This is a genomic window from Rhodoplanes elegans, assembly GCF_016653355.1.
In the GTDB taxonomy this organism is placed as follows: domain Bacteria; phylum Pseudomonadota; class Alphaproteobacteria; order Rhizobiales; family Xanthobacteraceae; genus Rhodoplanes; species Rhodoplanes elegans.
In genome coordinates, this window is the sequence record NZ_NHSK01000111.1 from 38,539 (window position 1) to 55,878 (window position 17,340).

The 17,340-nt window shown below is 68.4% G+C and carries 11 protein-coding genes and 1 pseudogene; 11 read left to right on the plus strand and 1 reads right to left on the minus strand.

The genetic code is table 11. From position 1 onward, the window contains the following. Window positions 1–6: 6 nt before the first annotated feature. The 10 genes and pseudogenes from nuoL (at window position 7) to CCR97_RS14620 (ending at window position 12,939) form a co-directional block, all read left to right on the plus strand. A complete protein-coding gene (gene nuoL / locus CCR97_RS14575) occupies window positions 7–2,136 on the plus strand; it encodes an NADH-quinone oxidoreductase subunit L (RefSeq protein ID WP_111359288.1) in 2,130 nt (709 codons plus the stop codon). Next, a pseudogene (locus CCR97_RS14580) lies at window positions 2,136–3,632 on the plus strand (NADH-quinone oxidoreductase subunit M); the annotation flags it as partial. The gene nuoL and the pseudogene CCR97_RS14580, both read left to right, overlap by 1 nt. Before the next feature lie 99 nt (window positions 3,633–3,731). Further along, window positions 3,732–5,168: an NADH-quinone oxidoreductase subunit NuoN gene (nuoN, locus tag CCR97_RS14585; RefSeq protein ID WP_111359290.1), complete on the plus strand. Its 1,437-nt coding sequence runs from the start codon at window positions 3,732–3,734 to the stop codon at window positions 5,166–5,168. Between the two features lie 139 nt (window positions 5,169–5,307). Next, window positions 5,308–6,114 carry a biotin--[acetyl-CoA-carboxylase] ligase gene (locus CCR97_RS14590; RefSeq protein ID WP_207199470.1) on the plus strand — a complete coding sequence of 269 codons (807 nt, stop codon included), beginning with the start codon at window positions 5,308–5,310 and terminating at the stop codon, window positions 6,112–6,114. Continuing rightward, on the plus strand, window positions 6,114–7,784 hold the full coding sequence (locus tag CCR97_RS14595) for a ribonuclease J (RefSeq protein ID WP_170146074.1): 1,671 nt from the start codon (window positions 6,114–6,116) through the stop codon (window positions 7,782–7,784). Before CCR97_RS14590 ends, CCR97_RS14595 begins: the two co-directional genes overlap by 1 nt. A 71-nt stretch (window positions 7,785–7,855) precedes the next feature. Then, window positions 7,856–8,260: a methylmalonyl-CoA epimerase gene (gene mce / locus CCR97_RS14600; RefSeq protein WP_111360167.1), complete on the plus strand. Its 405-nt coding sequence runs from the start codon at window positions 7,856–7,858 to the stop codon at window positions 8,258–8,260. 232 nt (window positions 8,261–8,492) lie between these two features. After that, entirely contained in the window at window positions 8,493–8,768 is a 276-nt protein-coding gene (locus CCR97_RS14605; RefSeq protein ID WP_111358440.1) for a DUF1467 family protein, read from the plus strand. A 653-nt stretch (window positions 8,769–9,421) separates the two neighbouring features. Continuing rightward, window positions 9,422–10,750, plus strand: coding sequence for a proline--tRNA ligase (gene proS / locus CCR97_RS14610; RefSeq protein WP_111358441.1), 1,329 nt, complete (start codon window positions 9,422–9,424; stop codon window positions 10,748–10,750). 213 nt (window positions 10,751–10,963) lie between these two features. Next, entirely contained in the window at window positions 10,964–12,232 is a 1,269-nt protein-coding gene (locus CCR97_RS14615) for a lipoprotein-releasing ABC transporter permease subunit (protein ID WP_111358442.1), read from the plus strand. A 14-nt stretch (window positions 12,233–12,246) separates the two neighbouring features. Further along, window positions 12,247–12,939, plus strand: a complete 693-nt coding sequence (locus CCR97_RS14620; protein ID WP_111358443.1) for an ABC transporter ATP-binding protein — start codon at window positions 12,247–12,249, stop codon at window positions 12,937–12,939. Window positions 12,940–13,103: 164 nt separating this feature from the next. On the opposite strand, the gene CCR97_RS14625 is transcribed toward CCR97_RS14620, so the two are convergent. Next, window positions 13,104–13,400 (minus strand): PilZ domain-containing protein, encoded by a 297-nt coding sequence (locus CCR97_RS14625; RefSeq protein ID WP_207199471.1) that lies wholly within the window; start codon window positions 13,398–13,400, stop codon window positions 13,104–13,106. Window positions 13,401–13,975: 575 nt separating this feature from the next. Between CCR97_RS14625 and dnaE the strand changes: the two genes are divergently transcribed. Continuing rightward, the coding region (gene dnaE / locus CCR97_RS14630; RefSeq protein ID WP_201159596.1) for a DNA polymerase III subunit alpha at window positions 13,976–17,340 on the plus strand (3,365 nt) is incomplete at its 3' end.

Below are 17,340 nucleotides of genomic sequence, written 5' to 3' on the forward strand. Positions count from 1 at the left end.
GGCGCGATGTACCAGGCCATCGTCTTCCTGCCCCTGCTGGGCTTCCTGATCGCCGCCGCGATCGCCATCGTCGGCGCCCGCACGCTCCATCCGGGCGGGTATCCCGCGCCGGACGAGGAGCACGCGCACGCGGTGCCGCACGGCTCGGGCGCCCCCGATCCGCACGGCAGCCACACCGCCGTCCACGTGTCGCACGACGAGCATTCGCACGGTGCGCACGGCGCCGCGCATGGCGGCCACGACGACCATCACCACGCCGAGCCTGCGGCGCCCGGTTCGCGCGCCGCCGAGGTGGTGACGACCGTCCTGTTGTTCGTCTCCATGGCGCTGTCGTGGATCGCCTTCGCCCGCGTCGGCTTCGGCGGCGCGGAGGTGCGCGAGGCGATCGCCCCGTGGATCCTCTCCGGCGACCTCAAGGTCGAGTGGGCGCTGCGCGTCGACAGCCTGACCGCCGTGATGCTGGTGGTCGTCACCACCGTGTCGGCGCTCGTCCATCTCTATTCGATCGGCTACATGGTCGACGATCCGGACCGGCCGCGCTTCTTCGGCTACCTGTCGCTGTTCACCTTCGCGATGCTGATGCTGGTGACGGCCGACAACCTGGTCCAGCTGTTCTTCGGCTGGGAGGGCGTCGGCCTCGCGAGCTATCTGCTGATCGGCTTCTGGTACAAGAAGCCGTCGGCCTGCGCGGCCGCCATCAAGGCCTTCGTGGTCAACCGGGTCGGCGACTTCGGCTTCATGCTCGGCATCTTCGCCGTGTTCGTGATGACGGCGGCGGTCGACTTCGACACCGTCTTCGCCCAGGCGCCGTCGCTGGTCGGCAAGACGATCCACTTCCTGAGCTGGGATCTCGACGCGCTCACCGTGATCTGCCTCCTCTTGTTCATGGGCGCGATGGGCAAGTCGGCGCAGTTCCTGCTGCACACCTGGCTGCCCGACGCCATGGAGGGCCCGACCCCGGTCTCGGCCCTGATCCACGCCGCCACCATGGTGACGGCCGGCGTGTTCATGGTGGCGCGCCTGTCGCCGCTGTTCGAGCTCGCACCCGTGGCGCTCGCCGTCGTCACCTTCATCGGCGCCACCACGGCGCTGTTCGCGGCGACGATCGGCCTCGTGCAGAACGACATCAAGCGCATCGTCGCCTACTCGACCTGCTCGCAGCTCGGCTACATGTTCGTCGCCATGGGCGTCGGCGCCTACTCGGTCGGCATGTACCACCTGTTCACGCATGCCTTCTTCAAGGCGCTCCTGTTCTTGGGTTCGGGCTCGGTGATCGTCGCGATGCATCACGAGCAGGACATCCGCCGGATGGGCGGGCTGCGCCTGAAGATCCCGTTCACCTACTGCATGATGCTGGTCGGCACGCTGGCGCTCACCGGCTTCCCGCTCACCGCCGGCTACTTCTCCAAGGACGCCATCATCGAGGCGGCCTTCGCGAGCGAGCACGGCCATCACAACCCGATGGCGCTCTACGCCTTCGTGTGCACCGTGGCGGCGGCGGCGCTCACCTCGTTCTACTCCTGGCGCCTGGTGTTCAAGACCTTCCACGGCGCGCCGCACGACCGGCACCACTACGACAAGGCGCACGAGAGCCCGCTGCCGATGCTGATCCCGCTCGGCGTGCTCGCCGCCGGCTCGATCCTCGCCGGGGTGCCGTTCAAGGAGGCCTTCGCGGGCGACGGCGTGAAGGAGTTCTTCCGCAACTCGATCGTCGTCGGCGACATCCTGGGCGAGATGCACCACGTGCCCACTTGGGTCGTCTATCTGCCGACCGTGATGATGGTCGCCGGCTTCGCGATCGCCTGGCTGTTTTACATCAAGGCGCCGTCGATCCCGCGCGCGCTCGCCAAGGGGCTCAAGCCGATCTACCTGTTCCTCCTGAACAAGTGGTACTTCGACGAGCTCTACGACCTGATCTTCGTGCGGCCCGCGATGTGGCTCGGCCGCACCCTGTGGAAGCAGGGTGACGGGGCGATCATCGACGGGCTCGGGCCGGACGGCGTCTCGGCCCGGGTGATCGACGTCACCCGCAACGTGATCCGGCTGCAGACCGGCTATCTCTACCACTACGCCTTCGCGATGCTGATCGGCGTGTCGGCCTTCGTGACGTGGTTCATGATCTGGGGAGCCCGGTGATGGCCAGCTGGCCCGTCCTTTCCGTCACCATCTTCCTGCCGCTCCTCGGCGCGCTGCTGATTATGATGCTGCGCGCCGAGGACGACTCGGTGAAGACCAACGCGCGCTGGATCGCGCTGTGGACGACCGTGATCACCTTCGCGGTGTCGCTCGTCATGGTCTGGCGCTTCGACGCCGGCTCGACCGAGTTCCAGTTCGCCGAGAAGGCTCCCTGGCTCGCCGGCACCATCAGCTACCACGTCGGCGTCGACGGCATCTCGCTGCCCTTCGTGATCCTCACCACGGCGCTGATGCCCTTGTGCATCGTCGCCAGCTGGAAGCCGATCCAGAAGCGCGTGAAGGAGTACATGGTCGCGTTCCTGGTGCTCGAGACCATGATGACCGGCACCTTCGCGGCTCTCGACGTCGTCGTCTTCTACCTGTTCTTCGAAGGCGGCCTGATCCCGATGTTCCTGATCATCGGGGTGTGGGGCGGTCCGCGCCGCGTCTATGCGAGCTTCAAGTTCTTCCTCTACACGTTGCTCGGCTCGGTGCTGATGCTGCTCGCCATCATGGCGATGTACGGCAACGCCGGCACGACCGACATCCCGACGCTGCTCGCGCACGACTTCCCGCGCAATCTGCAGACCTGGGCGTGGCTCGCCTTCTTCGCCTCCTTCGCGGTGAAGATGCCGATGTGGCCGGTGCACACCTGGCTGCCGGACGCCCACGTCGAGGCCCCGACGGCCGGCTCCGTGGTGCTGGCCGCCGTGCTCCTGAAGATGGGCGGCTACGGCTTCCTGCGCTTCTCGCTGCCGATGTTCCCGGAGGCGTCGGAGTTCTTCGCGCCGATGGTGTTCGTCCTCTCGGTGGTGGCGATCGTCTACACGTCGCTCGTCGCCCTCATGCAGGAGGACGTCAAGAAGCTGATCGCCTACTCGTCGGTCGCCCATATGGGCTTCGTCACGATGGGCATCTTCGCCGGCAACCAGCAGGGCATCGCCGGCAGCGTCTTCCAGATGATCTCGCACGGCATCGTGTCGGGCGCGCTGTTCCTCTGCGTCGGCGTCATCTACGACCGCATGCACACCCGCGAGATCGCCGCCTATGGCGGCCTCGTCAACCGCATGCCCGTCTACGCGACGATCTTCATGATCTTCACGCTGGCCAATGTCGGCCTGCCGGGCACGTCGGGCTTCATTGGCGAGTTCCTCACCCTGATGGGCGCCTTCCAGGTCAACACCTGGGTCGCGTTCTTCGCCAGCTTCGGCATCATCCTGTCGGCCTGCTACGCGCTGTGGCTCTACCGCAAGGTGGTGTTCGGGGCGCTGGAGAAGCCGTCGCTCGCGCATATCCGCGACGTCGAGCCGCGCGAGATCGCGATCTTCGCGCCGCTCATCGTCCTGACGATCTGGTTCGGCGTCTACCCGAAGCCCGTCATAGACATGTCGGCGGCCTCGATCCAGGCGCTCGTGCAGGACTATCAGGACGCGATCAAGACCGCCGCCGGCGCGGCGCCCGAGATCGCCGGCAAGTCCGCTGCCTCGACCGCCTCCGAGATCGCCACCAAGACCGCCGCCGCCCTCGGCCGCTGACCGGACAAGAACGGCATCCCGATGAACAACCTCGCCGAGCTTCCCGCCCTCTACCCGGCCATGCCCGAGATCGTGCTCGCGGCCGGCGCCATGGTGCTGATCCTGATGGGCGCCTTCCGGGGAAATCAGTCGACCGGCGCCGTCTCGGGCTTCGCCGTCATGCTGCTGATCGCGGCGGGCGTCGTCGTCGCGCTGATGCCGGCCGAGACACAGACCACCTTCGGCGGCAGCTTCGTGCTCGACCCGTATGCGAAGTTCTTCAAGCTGCTGGCGCTGATCGGCTCGGCCGTCGCGATCGTGATGTCGGGCGAGTTCCTGTCGTCGCCGGACCGGGCGCGCTTCGAGTATCCGGTGCTGATCGTGCTCGCCACCACCGGCATGCTGATGCTGATCTCGGCCGGCGACCTGATCGCGCTCTATCTCGGGCTCGAGCTGATGAGCCTGTCGCTCTACGTCGTCGCCGCGATCGATCGTGACAAGCTGAAGTCGACCGAGGCCGGGCTGAAGTACTTCGTCCTCGGCGCGCTGTCGTCGGGCATGCTGCTTTACGGCGCCTCGCTGGTCTACGGCTCGACCGGCAGCGTCACCTTCGCCGGGATCGCGCAGGGCGCGGCCGCGGGCGGGGTGGGGCTCACCTTCGGGCTCGTCTTCCTGCTCGCCGGCCTGTGCTTCAAGATCTCGGCGGTGCCGTTCCACATGTGGACGCCCGACGTCTACGAGGGCGCGCCGACGCCGATCACGGCGTTCTTCGCCGCCGCGCCGAAGGTCGCCGCCATGGCCGTGTTCGTCCGGCTCGCCACCACGGCGTTCCCGACCGTGGTGCCGCAGTGGCAGCAGATCGTCGTGTTCGTCTCGATCGCCTCGATGGCGCTCGGCTCCTTCGCGGCGATCGGCCAGACCAACATCAAGCGGCTGATGGCCTACTCGTCGATCGGCCATATGGGCTTCGCGCTGATCGGGCTCGCCGCCGGCACGGCCGAAGGCGTCCAGGGCGTGCTGATCTACATGGCCATCTATGTCGCCATGACGCTCGGCACCTTCGCCTGCATCATCGCGATGAAGCGGGAGGAGGGGCCGGTCGAGAACATTTCCGATCTCGCGGGCCTCGCGCGCACCAAGCCCGGAGTCGCCTTCCTGCTCGGCATGATGATGTTCTCGCTCGCCGGCGTCCCGCCGCTCGCCGGTTTCTTCGCCAAGTTCTACGTGTTCCTCGCCGCCGTGAACGCCGGCCTCTATGCGCTCGCCGTCATCGGCGTGGTGACGAGCGTCGTGGGCGCCTACTACTATCTCGCCATCGTCAAGGTGATGTATTTCGACGAGCCGGCGCCGGCGCTCTCGCCGATGCGCGGCGAGCTCGGCGTGGTGCTCACCGTGACCGGGCTGTTCGTCCTCCTGTTCTTCGTCTGGCCGGCCCCGCTGGTCGACGCCGCCTCGGCGGCGGCGAAGTCGCTGTTCTGATGAACTGAGCGCCGAACCGTCACCCTGAGGTGCTCGCCGCAGGCGAGCCTCGAAGGGCGACGGCCGAAGCGCTGCGGCCGCATCCTTCGAGGCCCGGCTTCGCCGGGCGCCTCAGGATGACGGAGAGAGGGCGGGCGGCTTGCCAGACGCTTTCATCACCGGCACGACGCTCGGACTCGGCGCCGCCGACATCCCGCACCTCGCCTTCCAGGCGATCGACTCCACCAACGCCGAGGCGCTGCGGCGCGCCCGCGATGGCGAGACCGGGCCGGTGTGGATCACGGCCGAACGCCAGAGCGCGGGGCGGGGGCGGCGTGGCCGTGCCTGGACGTCGGCGTCGGGTAACCTGTTCGCGAGCCTGTTGCTGGCCGATCCGGCGCCGATCCCGGAAGCCTCGCAGATCTCTTTCGTCACGGCGCTCGCCGTGCACGACGCGGTCTGCGCCGTCGCGCCGTCGCTCGCGCCCCGGCTGACGCTGAAGTGGCCGAACGACCTCCTGTGCGGCGGCAGGAAGCTCTCCGGCATTCTGGTCGAAGGCGAGACCCGGCACGGCCTCGTGGTGGTGGTCGGCATCGGGATCAACTGCGCCCATCATCCCGACGACACGCTCTATCCGGCGACCGACCTCGCCGCCGAGGGCGCCGCGGCGAGCCCGGCCGCCGTGTTCCTGGCGCTCGCCGGCGCCATGCGGGCGCGTCTCGCCGAATGGGACCGCAGCCGCGGCTTCGCCTCGATTCGCGACGCGTGGCTCGCCCGCGGACCGGTGCCCGGGACCCCGCTGATGGTGCGATTCGAGGGGACCGAGACGGCCGGGCGATTCGAGACCATCGACGGCCACGGGAATCTGCTAATCACCGGTGACGAGGGCGTCCAGAAGATCGCCGCCGGCGACGTGTTTCCGCTTCACCGGCCGGACGCGCTCCCCTCGAACCGGCGCGACGCATGATCACCAAGGCCGACGAGCTCGTCTACGCCCCGCTCGGCGGGGTCGGCGAGATCGGGATGAATCTCTCCGTCTACGGCTACGGCAGCGGCCGGAAGAAAGCCTGGATCGCGGTCGATCTCGGCGTGTCCTTCGGGGGCGGCGAGGATCTGCCGGGCGTCGATCTCGTGATGCCGGACATCCGATTCCTGCTGGAGGAGCGCAAGAGCCTTCACGGCCTGATCCTCACCCACGGCCACGAGGACCATTTCGGCGCCATCATCGACCTGTGGCCGCGCCTGAAGGTGCCGATCTTCGCGACGCCCTTCACGGCCGCGCTGTTCGAGGCGAAGCGCCAGGCGGAGCCCGGCGCGCCGGAGATTCCCGTCAACGTCGTGCCGCTCGGCGGCACGATCAAGCTCGGCCCGTTCACGGTCGAGCTCTGCTCGATGTCGCATTCGATCCCCGAGTCGAACGCCCTGATCATCGGCACGCCGCTCGGCAAGGTCCTGCACACCGGCGACTGGAAGCTCGACCCGACGCCCGTGGTCGGCCCGGCGACCGACGAGGCGCGGCTGCGCCGGCTCGGCGAGGAAGGGTGCCTCGCCCTGGTCGGCGACTCGACCAACGCGGTGCGCGACGGCCGCTCGCCCTCCGAGAGCGAGGTCGGCGCGACGCTGGCGAAGCTGATCGCCGCGGCGCCCCAGCGCGTCGCCATCACCACCTTCGCGTCGCATGTCGCGCGCATCCGCTCGATCGCGCTCGCCGCCCGCGACTGCGGCCGCGAAGTCGTGCTGGTCGGCCGTGCCATGGAACGTGTCGTCCAGGTGGCACGCGAGACCGGCCATCTCGACGGCGTGCCGGAGTTCCGCTCCGCCTCGAACTACGGCTACTTCCCCCGCGACAAGGTGGTCGCGTTGTGCACGGGCAGCCAGGGCGAGCCGCGCGCCGCGCTCGCCCGCATCGCCTCCGACTCGCATCCCGAGATCGGTCTCGCCAAGGGCGACCAGGTGATCTTCTCGTCGCGCACGATTCCCGGCAACGAGAAGGCCGTGAACAAGATCATCAACGGCCTGGTCGCTCAGGGCGTGGAGGTGATCACCGAGCGCGATCATCTCGTCCATGTCTCGGGCCATCCGCGCCGCGACGAGCTGAAGGAGCTGCTCGGCTGGGTGAAGCCGAGCATCATGATTCCGGTCCACGGCGAGCCCCTGCACCTCGCGGCGCATGCGAAGCTCGCCCGCTCGCTCGGCGTGCCCGAGGTCGTCGGCTGCCGCAACGGCGACCTCGTGCGCCTCGCGCCGGGGCCGGCCGGCATCGTCGACGAGGTGCCGCAGGGCCGCCTCTACAAGGACGGTTATCTCATCGTCGAGGCCGAGGCCCGCACGGTCGCGGACCGCCGGCGGCTCGGCTTCGTCGGGGTCGTGTCGGTCGCGCTCGCGCTCGACGAGACCGGCACGCTCTGCTCCGACCCGGAGGTCGAGCTGATCGGCATCCCGGAGAACGACGGCCGCGGCAAGAGCTTCGCGGCGCAGGCCGTACAGACCGCGCTGGAGACGGTCGAGCATCTGCCGCGCGCCCGCCGGCGCGACCCGGACACGGTCGCCGAGGCGGTGCGGCGCGCGGTGCGGGGCGGCATTGCGGCGTCCTGGGGCAAGAAGCCGCTCTGCCTCGTACACGTACTGACAGTCTGACCGGCCGCGATCGGGCATAAAGGGGCAACGGCCGCGCGGGTGGTCCGCGACGCCAGCCAAAGGGGACCGACATGATCGGACGTCTCAACCATGTCGCGATCGCCGTGGGCGATCTGGAGAAGGCCTGCAAGCTCTACCGCGAGACCATGGGGGCGAAGGTCTCCGAGCCGCTGCCGCAGCCGGCCCACGGCGTCACCGTGGTGTTCATCGAGCTGCCCAACACCAAGGTCGAGCTCTTGCATCCGCTCGGCGAGAACTCGCCGATCGCCAAGTTCCTGGAGAAGAGCCCGGACGGCGGCATCCACCACATCTGCTACGAGGTCGACGACATCCTCGCGGCCCGCGACCGGCTCAAGGCCGGCGGCGCCCGCGTGCTCGGCGACGGCAACCCGAAGATCGGCGCCCACGGCAAGCCGGTGCTGTTCCTCCACCCGAAGGACTTCAACGGCACGCTCGTCGAGCTCGAGCAGGCGTAGAAGGCAGGGACGTTGCTCACACCTCTCCCCAGCGGGGAGAGGTCGGATCTCGCGCATCGGCGCGCGATCCGGGTGAGGGGGTGCCGAGTTCTCCAACTGCTCCGTAAACCCTCACCTCGGTCGCGAGCTGCGCTCGCGCCCGACCCTCTCCCTCAGGGAGAGGGTGGCTGTCTGCCCTTGGCGATCGCTTCGAGACGAATCGACACTACGAACCTGACGGGCACTCACCCCCATGCCCTGGACGACCTTTGCGGCCATCTACTTCGTCACCTGGTGGATCGTGCTGTTCGCGATCCTGCCGTTCGGCGTGCGCTCGCAGCACGAGACCGGCGACATCTCGCCCGGCACCGATCCAGGCGCGCCAGCGGCGCCGCGGCTCCTCGCCAAGGCCGGCTGGACTACGCTCGTCACCACGGCGCTGGTCGGCGCCTTCTGGGGCGCCGTGACGGGCGGCGCCATCGACATGGAGCGATTCGCGACGCTGTGGGGCCTGTTCCCGCGGCACTGACGCCGCCCCGGACAACCGTCGCCCGTCGTCGCGAGGAGGCTTTCTCTCCCCCCTCATGGTGAGGAGGCTTGCTCTTCTCCTCATGGTGAGGAAGCCGCGAAGCGGCCGTCTCGAACCATGAGGCCACCCGGCGCGTGACCGGCCGGCAGCGCCCGGGCCGCGCCCTTCGAGACGCGCCTTCGGCGCTCCTCAGGACGACGGGACGAGCCGAAATCCGGAGGGTTCGGTTTGGCGACCGGGCCCGCCGGCCCGGCAGGCAGGCAGGCAGGCAGTCAGGCAGGCAGGCAAAAAAAAAAGCAGGACCGCGGTCCTGCCTTCTACGCCGAGTTTTTTGCCATTTCCCCGCTATGTTGTTCTAGGGGCGGCAGCGATCGAGCGCGCCGTTTGGCTCTTCCTCCCACAGACCTGGACCACGTTCCTGACGCAACATTATTTCAATCCCGGAACGTCAGGAACGACGTTCGTTTCATAGCTAAAGGATTCCGCCTTGTCATCCCAGTTGTCTCGCGCTGCAACATGCCCAGGAGTTGTCTTGGTAAACGAAACCGAGTGCCCGGAGAGCAACGCCGCCGGCATCCCGGCCGGTCTTCGATCGCCCTTGTATTTTCGACGCTAATCCGGTTTCTCTGCACCATTCCTCGAGGAGTTTCGACATGCGCCTGTCCCGGTTTTTCCTGCCGATTCTGCGCGAGACGCCAAAAGAAGCGGAGATCGTGTCGCACCGGCTGCTGCTGCGGGCCGGGATGATCCGGCAGGAATCGGCCGGCATCTACGCCTTCCTGCCGCTCGGACTGCGCGTCCTGAACAAGGTCTGCCGAATCGTCCGCGAGGAGCAGGACCGCTCGGGTGCCATCGAGATGCTGATGCCGACCATCCAGTCGGCCGAGCTGTGGCGCGAGAGCGGCCGCTACGACGACTACGGCAAGGAGATGCTGCGCATCAAGGATCGGCACGAGCGCGAGATGCTCTACGGTCCCACCAACGAGGAGATGGTGACCGAGGTCTTCCGCGCTTATGTGCGGTCGTACAAGGACTTGCCGCTGAATCTTTATCACCTGCAGTGGAAGTTCCGCGACGAGGTGCGGCCGCGATTCGGGCTGATGCGCGGGCGCGAGTTCCTGATGAAGGACGCCTACTCGTTCGACCTCGACTACGAGGGCGCCAAGCACGCCTACAACAAGATGTTCGTCGCCTATCTGCGGACCTTCACGCGGCTCGGCCTGCGGGCGATCCCGATGGTCGCCGACACCGGCCCGATCGGCGGCAATCTGTCCCACGAGTTCATCATCCTGGCGCAGACCGGCGAGAGCGAGGTCTACTGCCATCGCGACTATCTCGACCTGCCGGTGCCGGAGGCGGGCGTCGACTTCGACGATGTCGCCCGAATCCAGGCGATCGTCGACCGCTGGACGTCGCACTATGCCGCGACCTCGGAGAAGCACGACGAGGCCGCCTTCGCGGCCATCCCCGAGGCCGACCGGGTATCGGCGCGCGGCATCGAGGTCGGCCACATCTTCTATTTCGGCACCAAGTACTCGGCCCCGATGAAGGCCGTGGTGGCGCATCCGGACGGCAGCGAGAAGCCGGTCCACATGGGCTCCTACGGCATCGGCCCGACCCGGCTGGTGGCGGCCCTGATCGAGGCGTCGCACGACGAGGCCGGCATCGTGTGGCCGGAGCCGGTGGCGCCGTTCCGGGTCGGCATCGCCAACCTGAAGCAGGGCGACGCGGCGACCGACGCGGCCGCAGGCGAGCTGTACCAGGCGCTATCGGCGCGCGGCGTCGAGGTGCTCTATCACGATCTCGACGAGCGCCCCGGCTCCAAGTTCGCGACCCTCGATCTGATCGGGGTGCCGTGGCAGATCCTGGTCGGCCCCAAGGGCCTGAAAGAGGGCAAGGTCGAGCTGAAGCGCCGCGCCGGCGGCGACCGCGAGCTCCTGTCGCCGGCCGACGTGCTGGAGCGGCTGGCGCCGGTGGGGTGAGCCCTGTCTCTTCACCTCTCCCCGCGCAGGGGGGAGAGGGAAGACGGGCGCCGTTTTCAGAACCCGAGCATCCTTTTGCACCCCGGCCCGATTCCGCCCGAATTCAATGAAATCGGAAGGGCCGATCAAACCTGCGGGTAACGCGGCGCGACCCACACGCGGGGCTCGCGAATCCGGCAGAATCGGGTGTAATCCCGCGTGGAAAGAGCCGCCATGACCGACGCTGCCGGGACGAGACCCTTCGCACCCTTCGAATGGATGCTGTCGCTGCGCTATCTGCGCGCCCGGCGGAAGGAGGGATTCATCTCGGTGATCGCCGGGTTCTCGTTCCTCGGCATCATGCTGGGCGTCGCGACCCTGATCATCGTGATGGCGGTGATGAACGGCTTCCGCACCGAGCTCTTGGACAAGATCCTCGGCCTCAACGGCCATCTGCTGATCCAGCCGCTCGAATCGCCGCTCACCGATTTCGATCCGGTGGCGCAGCGCATCGCCGCCGTGCCGGGTATCCGGCTCGCGGCGCCGATCGTCGAGGGCCAGGCGCTCGCCTCGTCGCCCTTCGCGGCGAACGGCGTGCTGGTGCGCGGCATGCGGGCTGCCGACCTCGACAAGCTCGCCTCGGTGTCGAAGAACATCAAGAAGGGCACCCTCGAGGGCTTCGACCAGGGGCAGGGGATCGCCATCGGCCGCCGGCTCGCCGATCAGCTCTCGCTGCAGGTCGGCGACAATCTGACGCTGGTGGCGCCGCGCGGCGCCGTCACGCCGATGGGCACCACCCCGCGCATCAAGCCCTACAAGGTGGTGGCGGTCTTCGAGATCGGCATGTCGGAGTACGACGCCGCCTTCGTATTCATGCCGCTGCCCGAGGCGCAGGCCTATTTCAACCGCTCGAACGACGTGACGGCGATCGAGGTCTACACCAACGATCCCGACGCGATCGACCGCTACCGCAAGCTGGTCGCCGACGCCGCCCAGCGGCCCATCTACATGATCGACTGGCGGCAGCGGAACTCGACCTTCTTCAACGCCCTGCAGGTCGAGCGCAACGTCATGTTCCTGATCCTCACCCTCATCGTGCTGGTCGCCGCGCTCAACATCGTGTCGGGCCTGATCATGCTGGTGAAGGACAAGAGCCAGGACATCGCCATCATGCGCACCATGGGGGCGACGCAAGGGGCGATCATGCGGGTGTTCCTGATCACCGGCGCCTCGATCGGCGTGGTCGGCACGCTCACCGGCTTCGTGGTCGGCACGCTGGTCTGCGTGAACATCGACTCGATCCGCCAGTTCCTGTCCTGGGTGACGCAGACGGACCTGTTCCCGCGCGAGCTCTACTTCCTCTCCAGGCTGCCGGCCGAGATGAACGCTTCGGAGACCATCGCGGTCGTCGTGATGGCGCTCGGCCTGTCGCTGCTGGCGACCCTCTATCCCTCCTGGCGCGCGGCCCGTCTCGATCCGGTCGACACGCTCCGGTACGAGTAGGCGAAAGCAACCCCATGGCCGCGACCGAAAGCCCCGTCGTCTTCCTGCATCAGGTCGAGCGGCAGTACCGGCAGGGCGACGTCGTCCTCGACGTGCTGAAAGGCGCCGAGCTCGCCGTGTGGTCCGGCCAGATGGTGGCGCTGATCGCGCCGTCCGGCTCGGGCAAGTCGACGCTCCTGCACATCGCCGGGCTCCTGGAGCACCAGGACGCCGGCGAGGTGTTCATCGACGACGTGCCGACCTCGGGCCTGTCCGACAGCGAGCGCACCCGCATCCGTCGCAACGACGTCGGCTTCATCTACCAGGCCCACCACCTGCTCGGCGAGTTCACGGCGCTCGAGAACGTGATGCTGCCGCAGATGATCCGCGGCCTGCCGCGCCAGCAGGCGGAGGCGCGGGCCGAGGAGCTCCTGTCCTATCTCGGGCTGAAGGACCGGCTGCCGCATCGGCCGTCCGAGCTGTCCGGCGGCGAGCAGCAGCGCGTCGCCATCGCCCGCGCGGTCGCCAACGCGCCGCGCCTCCTGCTCGCCGACGAGCCGACCGGCAATCTCGATCCCAAGACCTCGGAGCACGTGTTCCGGGCGCTGACCCAGCTGGTGCGCGCCTCGCGCCTCGCGGCCGTGATCGCCACCCACAATCTCGACATCGCCGCCCGGATGGACCGCCGCGTCACCCTGAAGGACGGCCGGATCATCGAGCTGGAGTAGGAGAGTGGGCGAATAGCGAATGGCGAATAGGGATTCACGGCGGCGGCCGCTTCGCAAACCTGGTCGCTACTCGCTACTCGCCCCCACCGGCGGAACGCATCGCGAACGTTCGATTGATCCCGGTCAAACTTTTGGAACGCTTCGATTTTTCGGATCGTCCGACGTCAACCGAAGCTGACACCCAGCCGGTTCTCGGTGCGCCAGATCACCCGGCACGGCTGACGCTGGCCGCCGTCCATCACCAGCTCGAACTCGCGCGGGATGCCGAAGGTGCCGGAATGGACGTGCAGGCAGGCGCCGGCGTCGGAGAGATTGCGCACGGCGCACTCGATCTTGGGCGCCTTGTCGCTGGTGGCGATCCGGCCTGTTTTCAGGACCCGGAGACGGCTTGCTCTACGGCGCTCTTCCACCTGCGCCTCCTCGCGCTTCTCCGGGTACCGCCGGGTGATCGGCCGCACCATGCCAGCCACGGTTTTCGTTTCGATTAATTGAATCGCGAAAAGTCGGGGCCGTTAAACCATCCGGAGGGAGGCCGGGTTTATGCTCGTCAGATCGGTCCGCGACATGTCGTTCGTCCTTGACAGAAGAACGGAGAAGGAACTAGTGTTCTCGTCATGTTCTTTTCCGGTGTCGAGGGAGACGATCATGCGCGCCGCCGCCAGCGATCTGATGCGAGCCCTGACCTCGATGACCCTGCTGGTCGGAACCCTCGTCGTGTGGGCGAAGCTGTTCGCGGTGATCTGAGGACGCTGCCGAAGGTGACGGTCGGGCGGCGCGTGGCATTGCCGCGTCGCGGCTGTGGGTGACGACGGGCGGTCGGTAGACAGGAGCCCGCGCGGTTCGCGAATGTGGGGGCGGAGGGCCCGGCCGGCGAGTCGGGCCGTGCGCACGGCCGCGGGGCGGCCGGCCGACCCTTGCGAGTGCCGCCGTGACCGTACCGAGCTCGACCCCGTCCGTCCCGGATGCCGGGACGCCGAATGCCGCGGCGGCGTCTGCGGCCTGCGGTGCGCCCGTAATCGCACCCGCGCCGCCACCGGTGCCGCCGCTCGCCAAGGACCCGGGCTTCGTCCACCTGCACGTCCACTCGGCCTATTCGCTGCTCGAAGGCGCGCTACCGATCGGCAAGCTCGCCGGCCTCGCCAAGGCCGACCGCCAGCCCGCGCTGGCCCTGACCGACACCGACAACCTGTTCGGCGCGCTCGAATTCTCCGAGAAGATCTCGGGCTCCGGCATCCAGCCGATCACCGGGATCTCGCTCGCCGTCGACTTCTGCGACCAGGAGCAGCCCGGCGGTGCCATCGGCCGCGCCGGCCCGCATGCCCGGACGCTGCCGCGCATCGTGCTCCTGGCGGCGCGCGAGCAGGGCTACGGCAACCTGATGCGGCTCAACTCGCGGGCCTTCCTGGAGACCCCGTCGACCGAGGCGCCGCACATCGAGATCGGTTGGCTGGAGGGGCACAGCGACGGGCTGATCCTGCTCACCGGCGGGCCGGACGGGCCGCTCGACAAGGCGATCGCGGCCGGGCAGGGGGCGCTCGCGGCGAGCCGGCTCGCCACCCTGGAGCGCCTGTTCGGCGACCGCCTCTATGTCGAGCTGCAGCGCCACGGCACCGCGGCGGAGCGCCTGGTCGAGCCGGCGCTGGTCGACCTCGCCTATGCGCGCGGCCTGCCGCTCGTCGCCACCAATCAGCCGTTCTTCGCCGGCGCAGAGGATTACGAGGCGCACGACGCGCTGCTCGCCATCGCCGAGGGCCGGCTGCTGGCCGAGGAGGATCGCCGCCACCTCACGCCGGAGCACCGCTTCAAGACCCGGGCCGAGATGGCGGCGCTGTTCGCCGATCTTCCGGAGGCGCTCGCCGCCACGGTCGAGATCGCTCAAAGGTGTGCGTACAGGCCGCGCACGCGAAAACCGATCCTGCCGCATTACGGCACCGAGACGGGCGAGCATCTCGACGAGGAGGCGACCGTGCGAGCGCGTGCCGCCGAGGGGCTCGAGGCGCGGCTGAAGGCGCACGGCGTCGCCCCCGGCCACACCGAGGAGGAGTATCGCGAGCGCCTCGCCTTCGAGCTCGGCGTCATCGCCCGCATGGGCTTCCCCGGCTACTTCCTGATCGTCTCGGACTTCATCCAGTGGGCGAAGAGCCAGGGCATCCCGGTCGGGCCGGGCCGCGGCTCGGGCGCCGGCTCGGTGGTCGCCTGGGCGCTCACCATCACGGACCTCGACCCGATCCGCTTCGGCCTCCTGTTCGAGCGCTTCCTTAATCCGGATCGCGTGTCGATGCCGGACTTCGACATCGACTTCTGCCAGGACCGCCGCGGCGAGGTGATCGACTACGTCCAGAAGCGCTACGGACGTGATCACGTCGCCCAGATCATCACGTTCGGCACGCTGCAGGCCCGCGGCGTGCTGCGCGACGTCGGGCGCGTGCTGGAGATGCCCTACGGCCAGGTCGACAAGCTGTGCAAGCTCGTCCCGCAGAACCCGGCCAAGCCCGTCACGCTGAAGGAGGCGATCGAGGGCGAGGCCAAGCTGCAGGCCGCCCGCGACACCGAGCCCGTCGTGGCGCGCGCCTTCGCGATCGCCCAGACGCTCGAAGGCCTCAACCGTCACGCCTCGACGCACGCCGCCGGCATCGTGATCGGCGACCGCAATCTCTCCCACCTGGTGCCGCTCTATCGCGACCCCAAATCCGACATGCCAGTCACCCAGTTCAACATGAAATGGGTGGAGCAGGCCGGGCTGGTGAAGTTCGACTTCCTCGGCCTGAAGACGCTCACGACGCTCGACACCGCCGTCAAGCTCCTGGCCCGGCGCGGCATCACCATCGACCTCGCCCACATCCCGCTCGACGACAAGAAGACCTACGAGATGCTGACCCGCGGCGAGACGGTCGGCGTGTTCCAGGTGGAAAGCCAGGGCATGCGGCGCGCGCTCGTCGACATGCGGCCCGACCGGCTCGAGGATCTGATCGCGCTCGTCGCGCTTTATCGTCCGGGCCCGATGGCGAACATTCCCACGTATTGCGCCCGAAAACACGGGCACGAGCAGCCCGAATACGTCCATCCCAAGCTGGAGCCGTATCTGCGCGAGACCTTCGGGGTCATCATCTACCAGGAGCAGGTGATGCAGATCGCGCAGGCGCTGTCCGGCTACTCGCTCGGCGAGGCCGACCTTCTGCGCCGCGCCATGGGCAAGAAGATCCGCGCCGAGATGGACAAGCAGCGCATCCGCTTCGTCGACGGCGCGATGGAGCGCGGCGTCGAGAAGGCGCAGGCCGACATGATCTTCGATCTGTTGGCCAAGTTCGCCGACTACGGCTTCAACAAGAGCCACGCGGCCGCCTATGCGCTCGTCTCCTATCAGACCGCCTATCTCAAGGCGAACTACCCGGTCGAGTTCCTGGCCGCGTCGATGACGCTCGACATGGGCAACACCGACAAGCTCTCCGACTTCCGCTCGGAGGCCGAGCGGCTCGGCATCACGGTGGCGCCGCCCTCCGTGAATCGGTCCGGCGTCGACTTCGACGTCGACGGCAACACGATCTTCTACGCGCTCGCCGCCATCAAGGGCATCGGCCGCCAGGCCGTCGAGGCGATCGTCGCCGGCCGCGACGGCAAGCCGTTCCGCGATCTCGCCGACTTCGCCCGCCGCATCGACCCGCGCCAGGTCAACAAGCGCGTGCTCGAAAGCCTCGCCGCCGCCGGCGCCTTCGACTGCATCGAGCCGGACCGCGCCCGCGCGCATGCGGCGGTCGAGGCCGTGCTCGCGACCGCGCAGCGCACCCACGAGGCCGCCGCGAGCGGCCAGAACGACTTCTTCGGCGGCGCGTCCGCGCCCGAGCCCTTGCGCATCCCGGCCTACGAGCACTGGCTGCCGGCCGAGAAGCTGCAGCGCGAATACGACGCCATCGGCTTCTTCCTCACCGGCCATCCGCTCGACGACTACGCGCATCTGTTGAAGCGTCTGCGCCTGCAGACCTGGGCCGAGTTTTCGCGCAGCGTGAAGGCGGGGGCCACGGCCGGGCGGCTCGGCGCCACCGTGGTGTCGCGCACCGAGCGGCGCACCAAGACCGGAAACAAGATGGGGATCATCGGCCTCAGTGACCCGTCCGGCCACTACGAGGCGATCCTGTTCGCCGAGGCGCTCGCGCAGTACCGCGACCTGCTCGAGCCCGGCCGCGCCGTGCTCCTGTTCATCGCCGCCAATGCCGAGGGCGAGGAGGTGCGGGCCCGCATCCAGACCGTCGAGCTGTTGGACGAGGCCGCCGCCAAGCAGCAGAAGGGCCTTCGGATCTTCCTGCGGGACGAGGCCCCGATCGAGGCGGTGGCGAAACGCCTGGAGCCGGCCGGGGGCGGCGCGGCTCCGGGCTCCGCTCACCCCCGCCCAGGCGGGGGTGAGCG

Excerpts from the sequence above, each read along its gene's own strand:
- nuoL (WP_111359288.1), top strand. The coding sequence starts at position 7 with ATGTACCAGGCCATCGTCTTCCTGCCCCTGCTGGGCTTCCTGATCGCC.
- nuoN (WP_111359290.1), top strand. The coding sequence starts at position 3,732 with ATGAACAACCTCGCCGAGCTTCCCGCCCTCTACCCGGCCATGCCCGAG.
- mce (WP_111360167.1), top strand. The coding sequence starts at position 7,856 with ATGATCGGACGTCTCAACCATGTCGCGATCGCCGTGGGCGATCTGGAG.
- CCR97_RS14605 (WP_111358440.1), top strand. The coding sequence starts at position 8,493 with ATGCCCTGGACGACCTTTGCGGCCATCTACTTCGTCACCTGGTGGATC.
- proS (WP_111358441.1), top strand. The coding sequence starts at position 9,422 with ATGCGCCTGTCCCGGTTTTTCCTGCCGATTCTGCGCGAGACGCCAAAA.
- CCR97_RS14615 (WP_111358442.1), top strand. The coding sequence starts at position 10,964 with ATGACCGACGCTGCCGGGACGAGACCCTTCGCACCCTTCGAATGGATG.
- CCR97_RS14620 (WP_111358443.1), top strand. The coding sequence starts at position 12,247 with ATGGCCGCGACCGAAAGCCCCGTCGTCTTCCTGCATCAGGTCGAGCGG.
- CCR97_RS14625 (WP_207199471.1), bottom strand. The coding sequence starts at position 13,400 with ATGGTGCGGCCGATCACCCGGCGGTACCCGGAGAAGCGCGAGGAGGCG.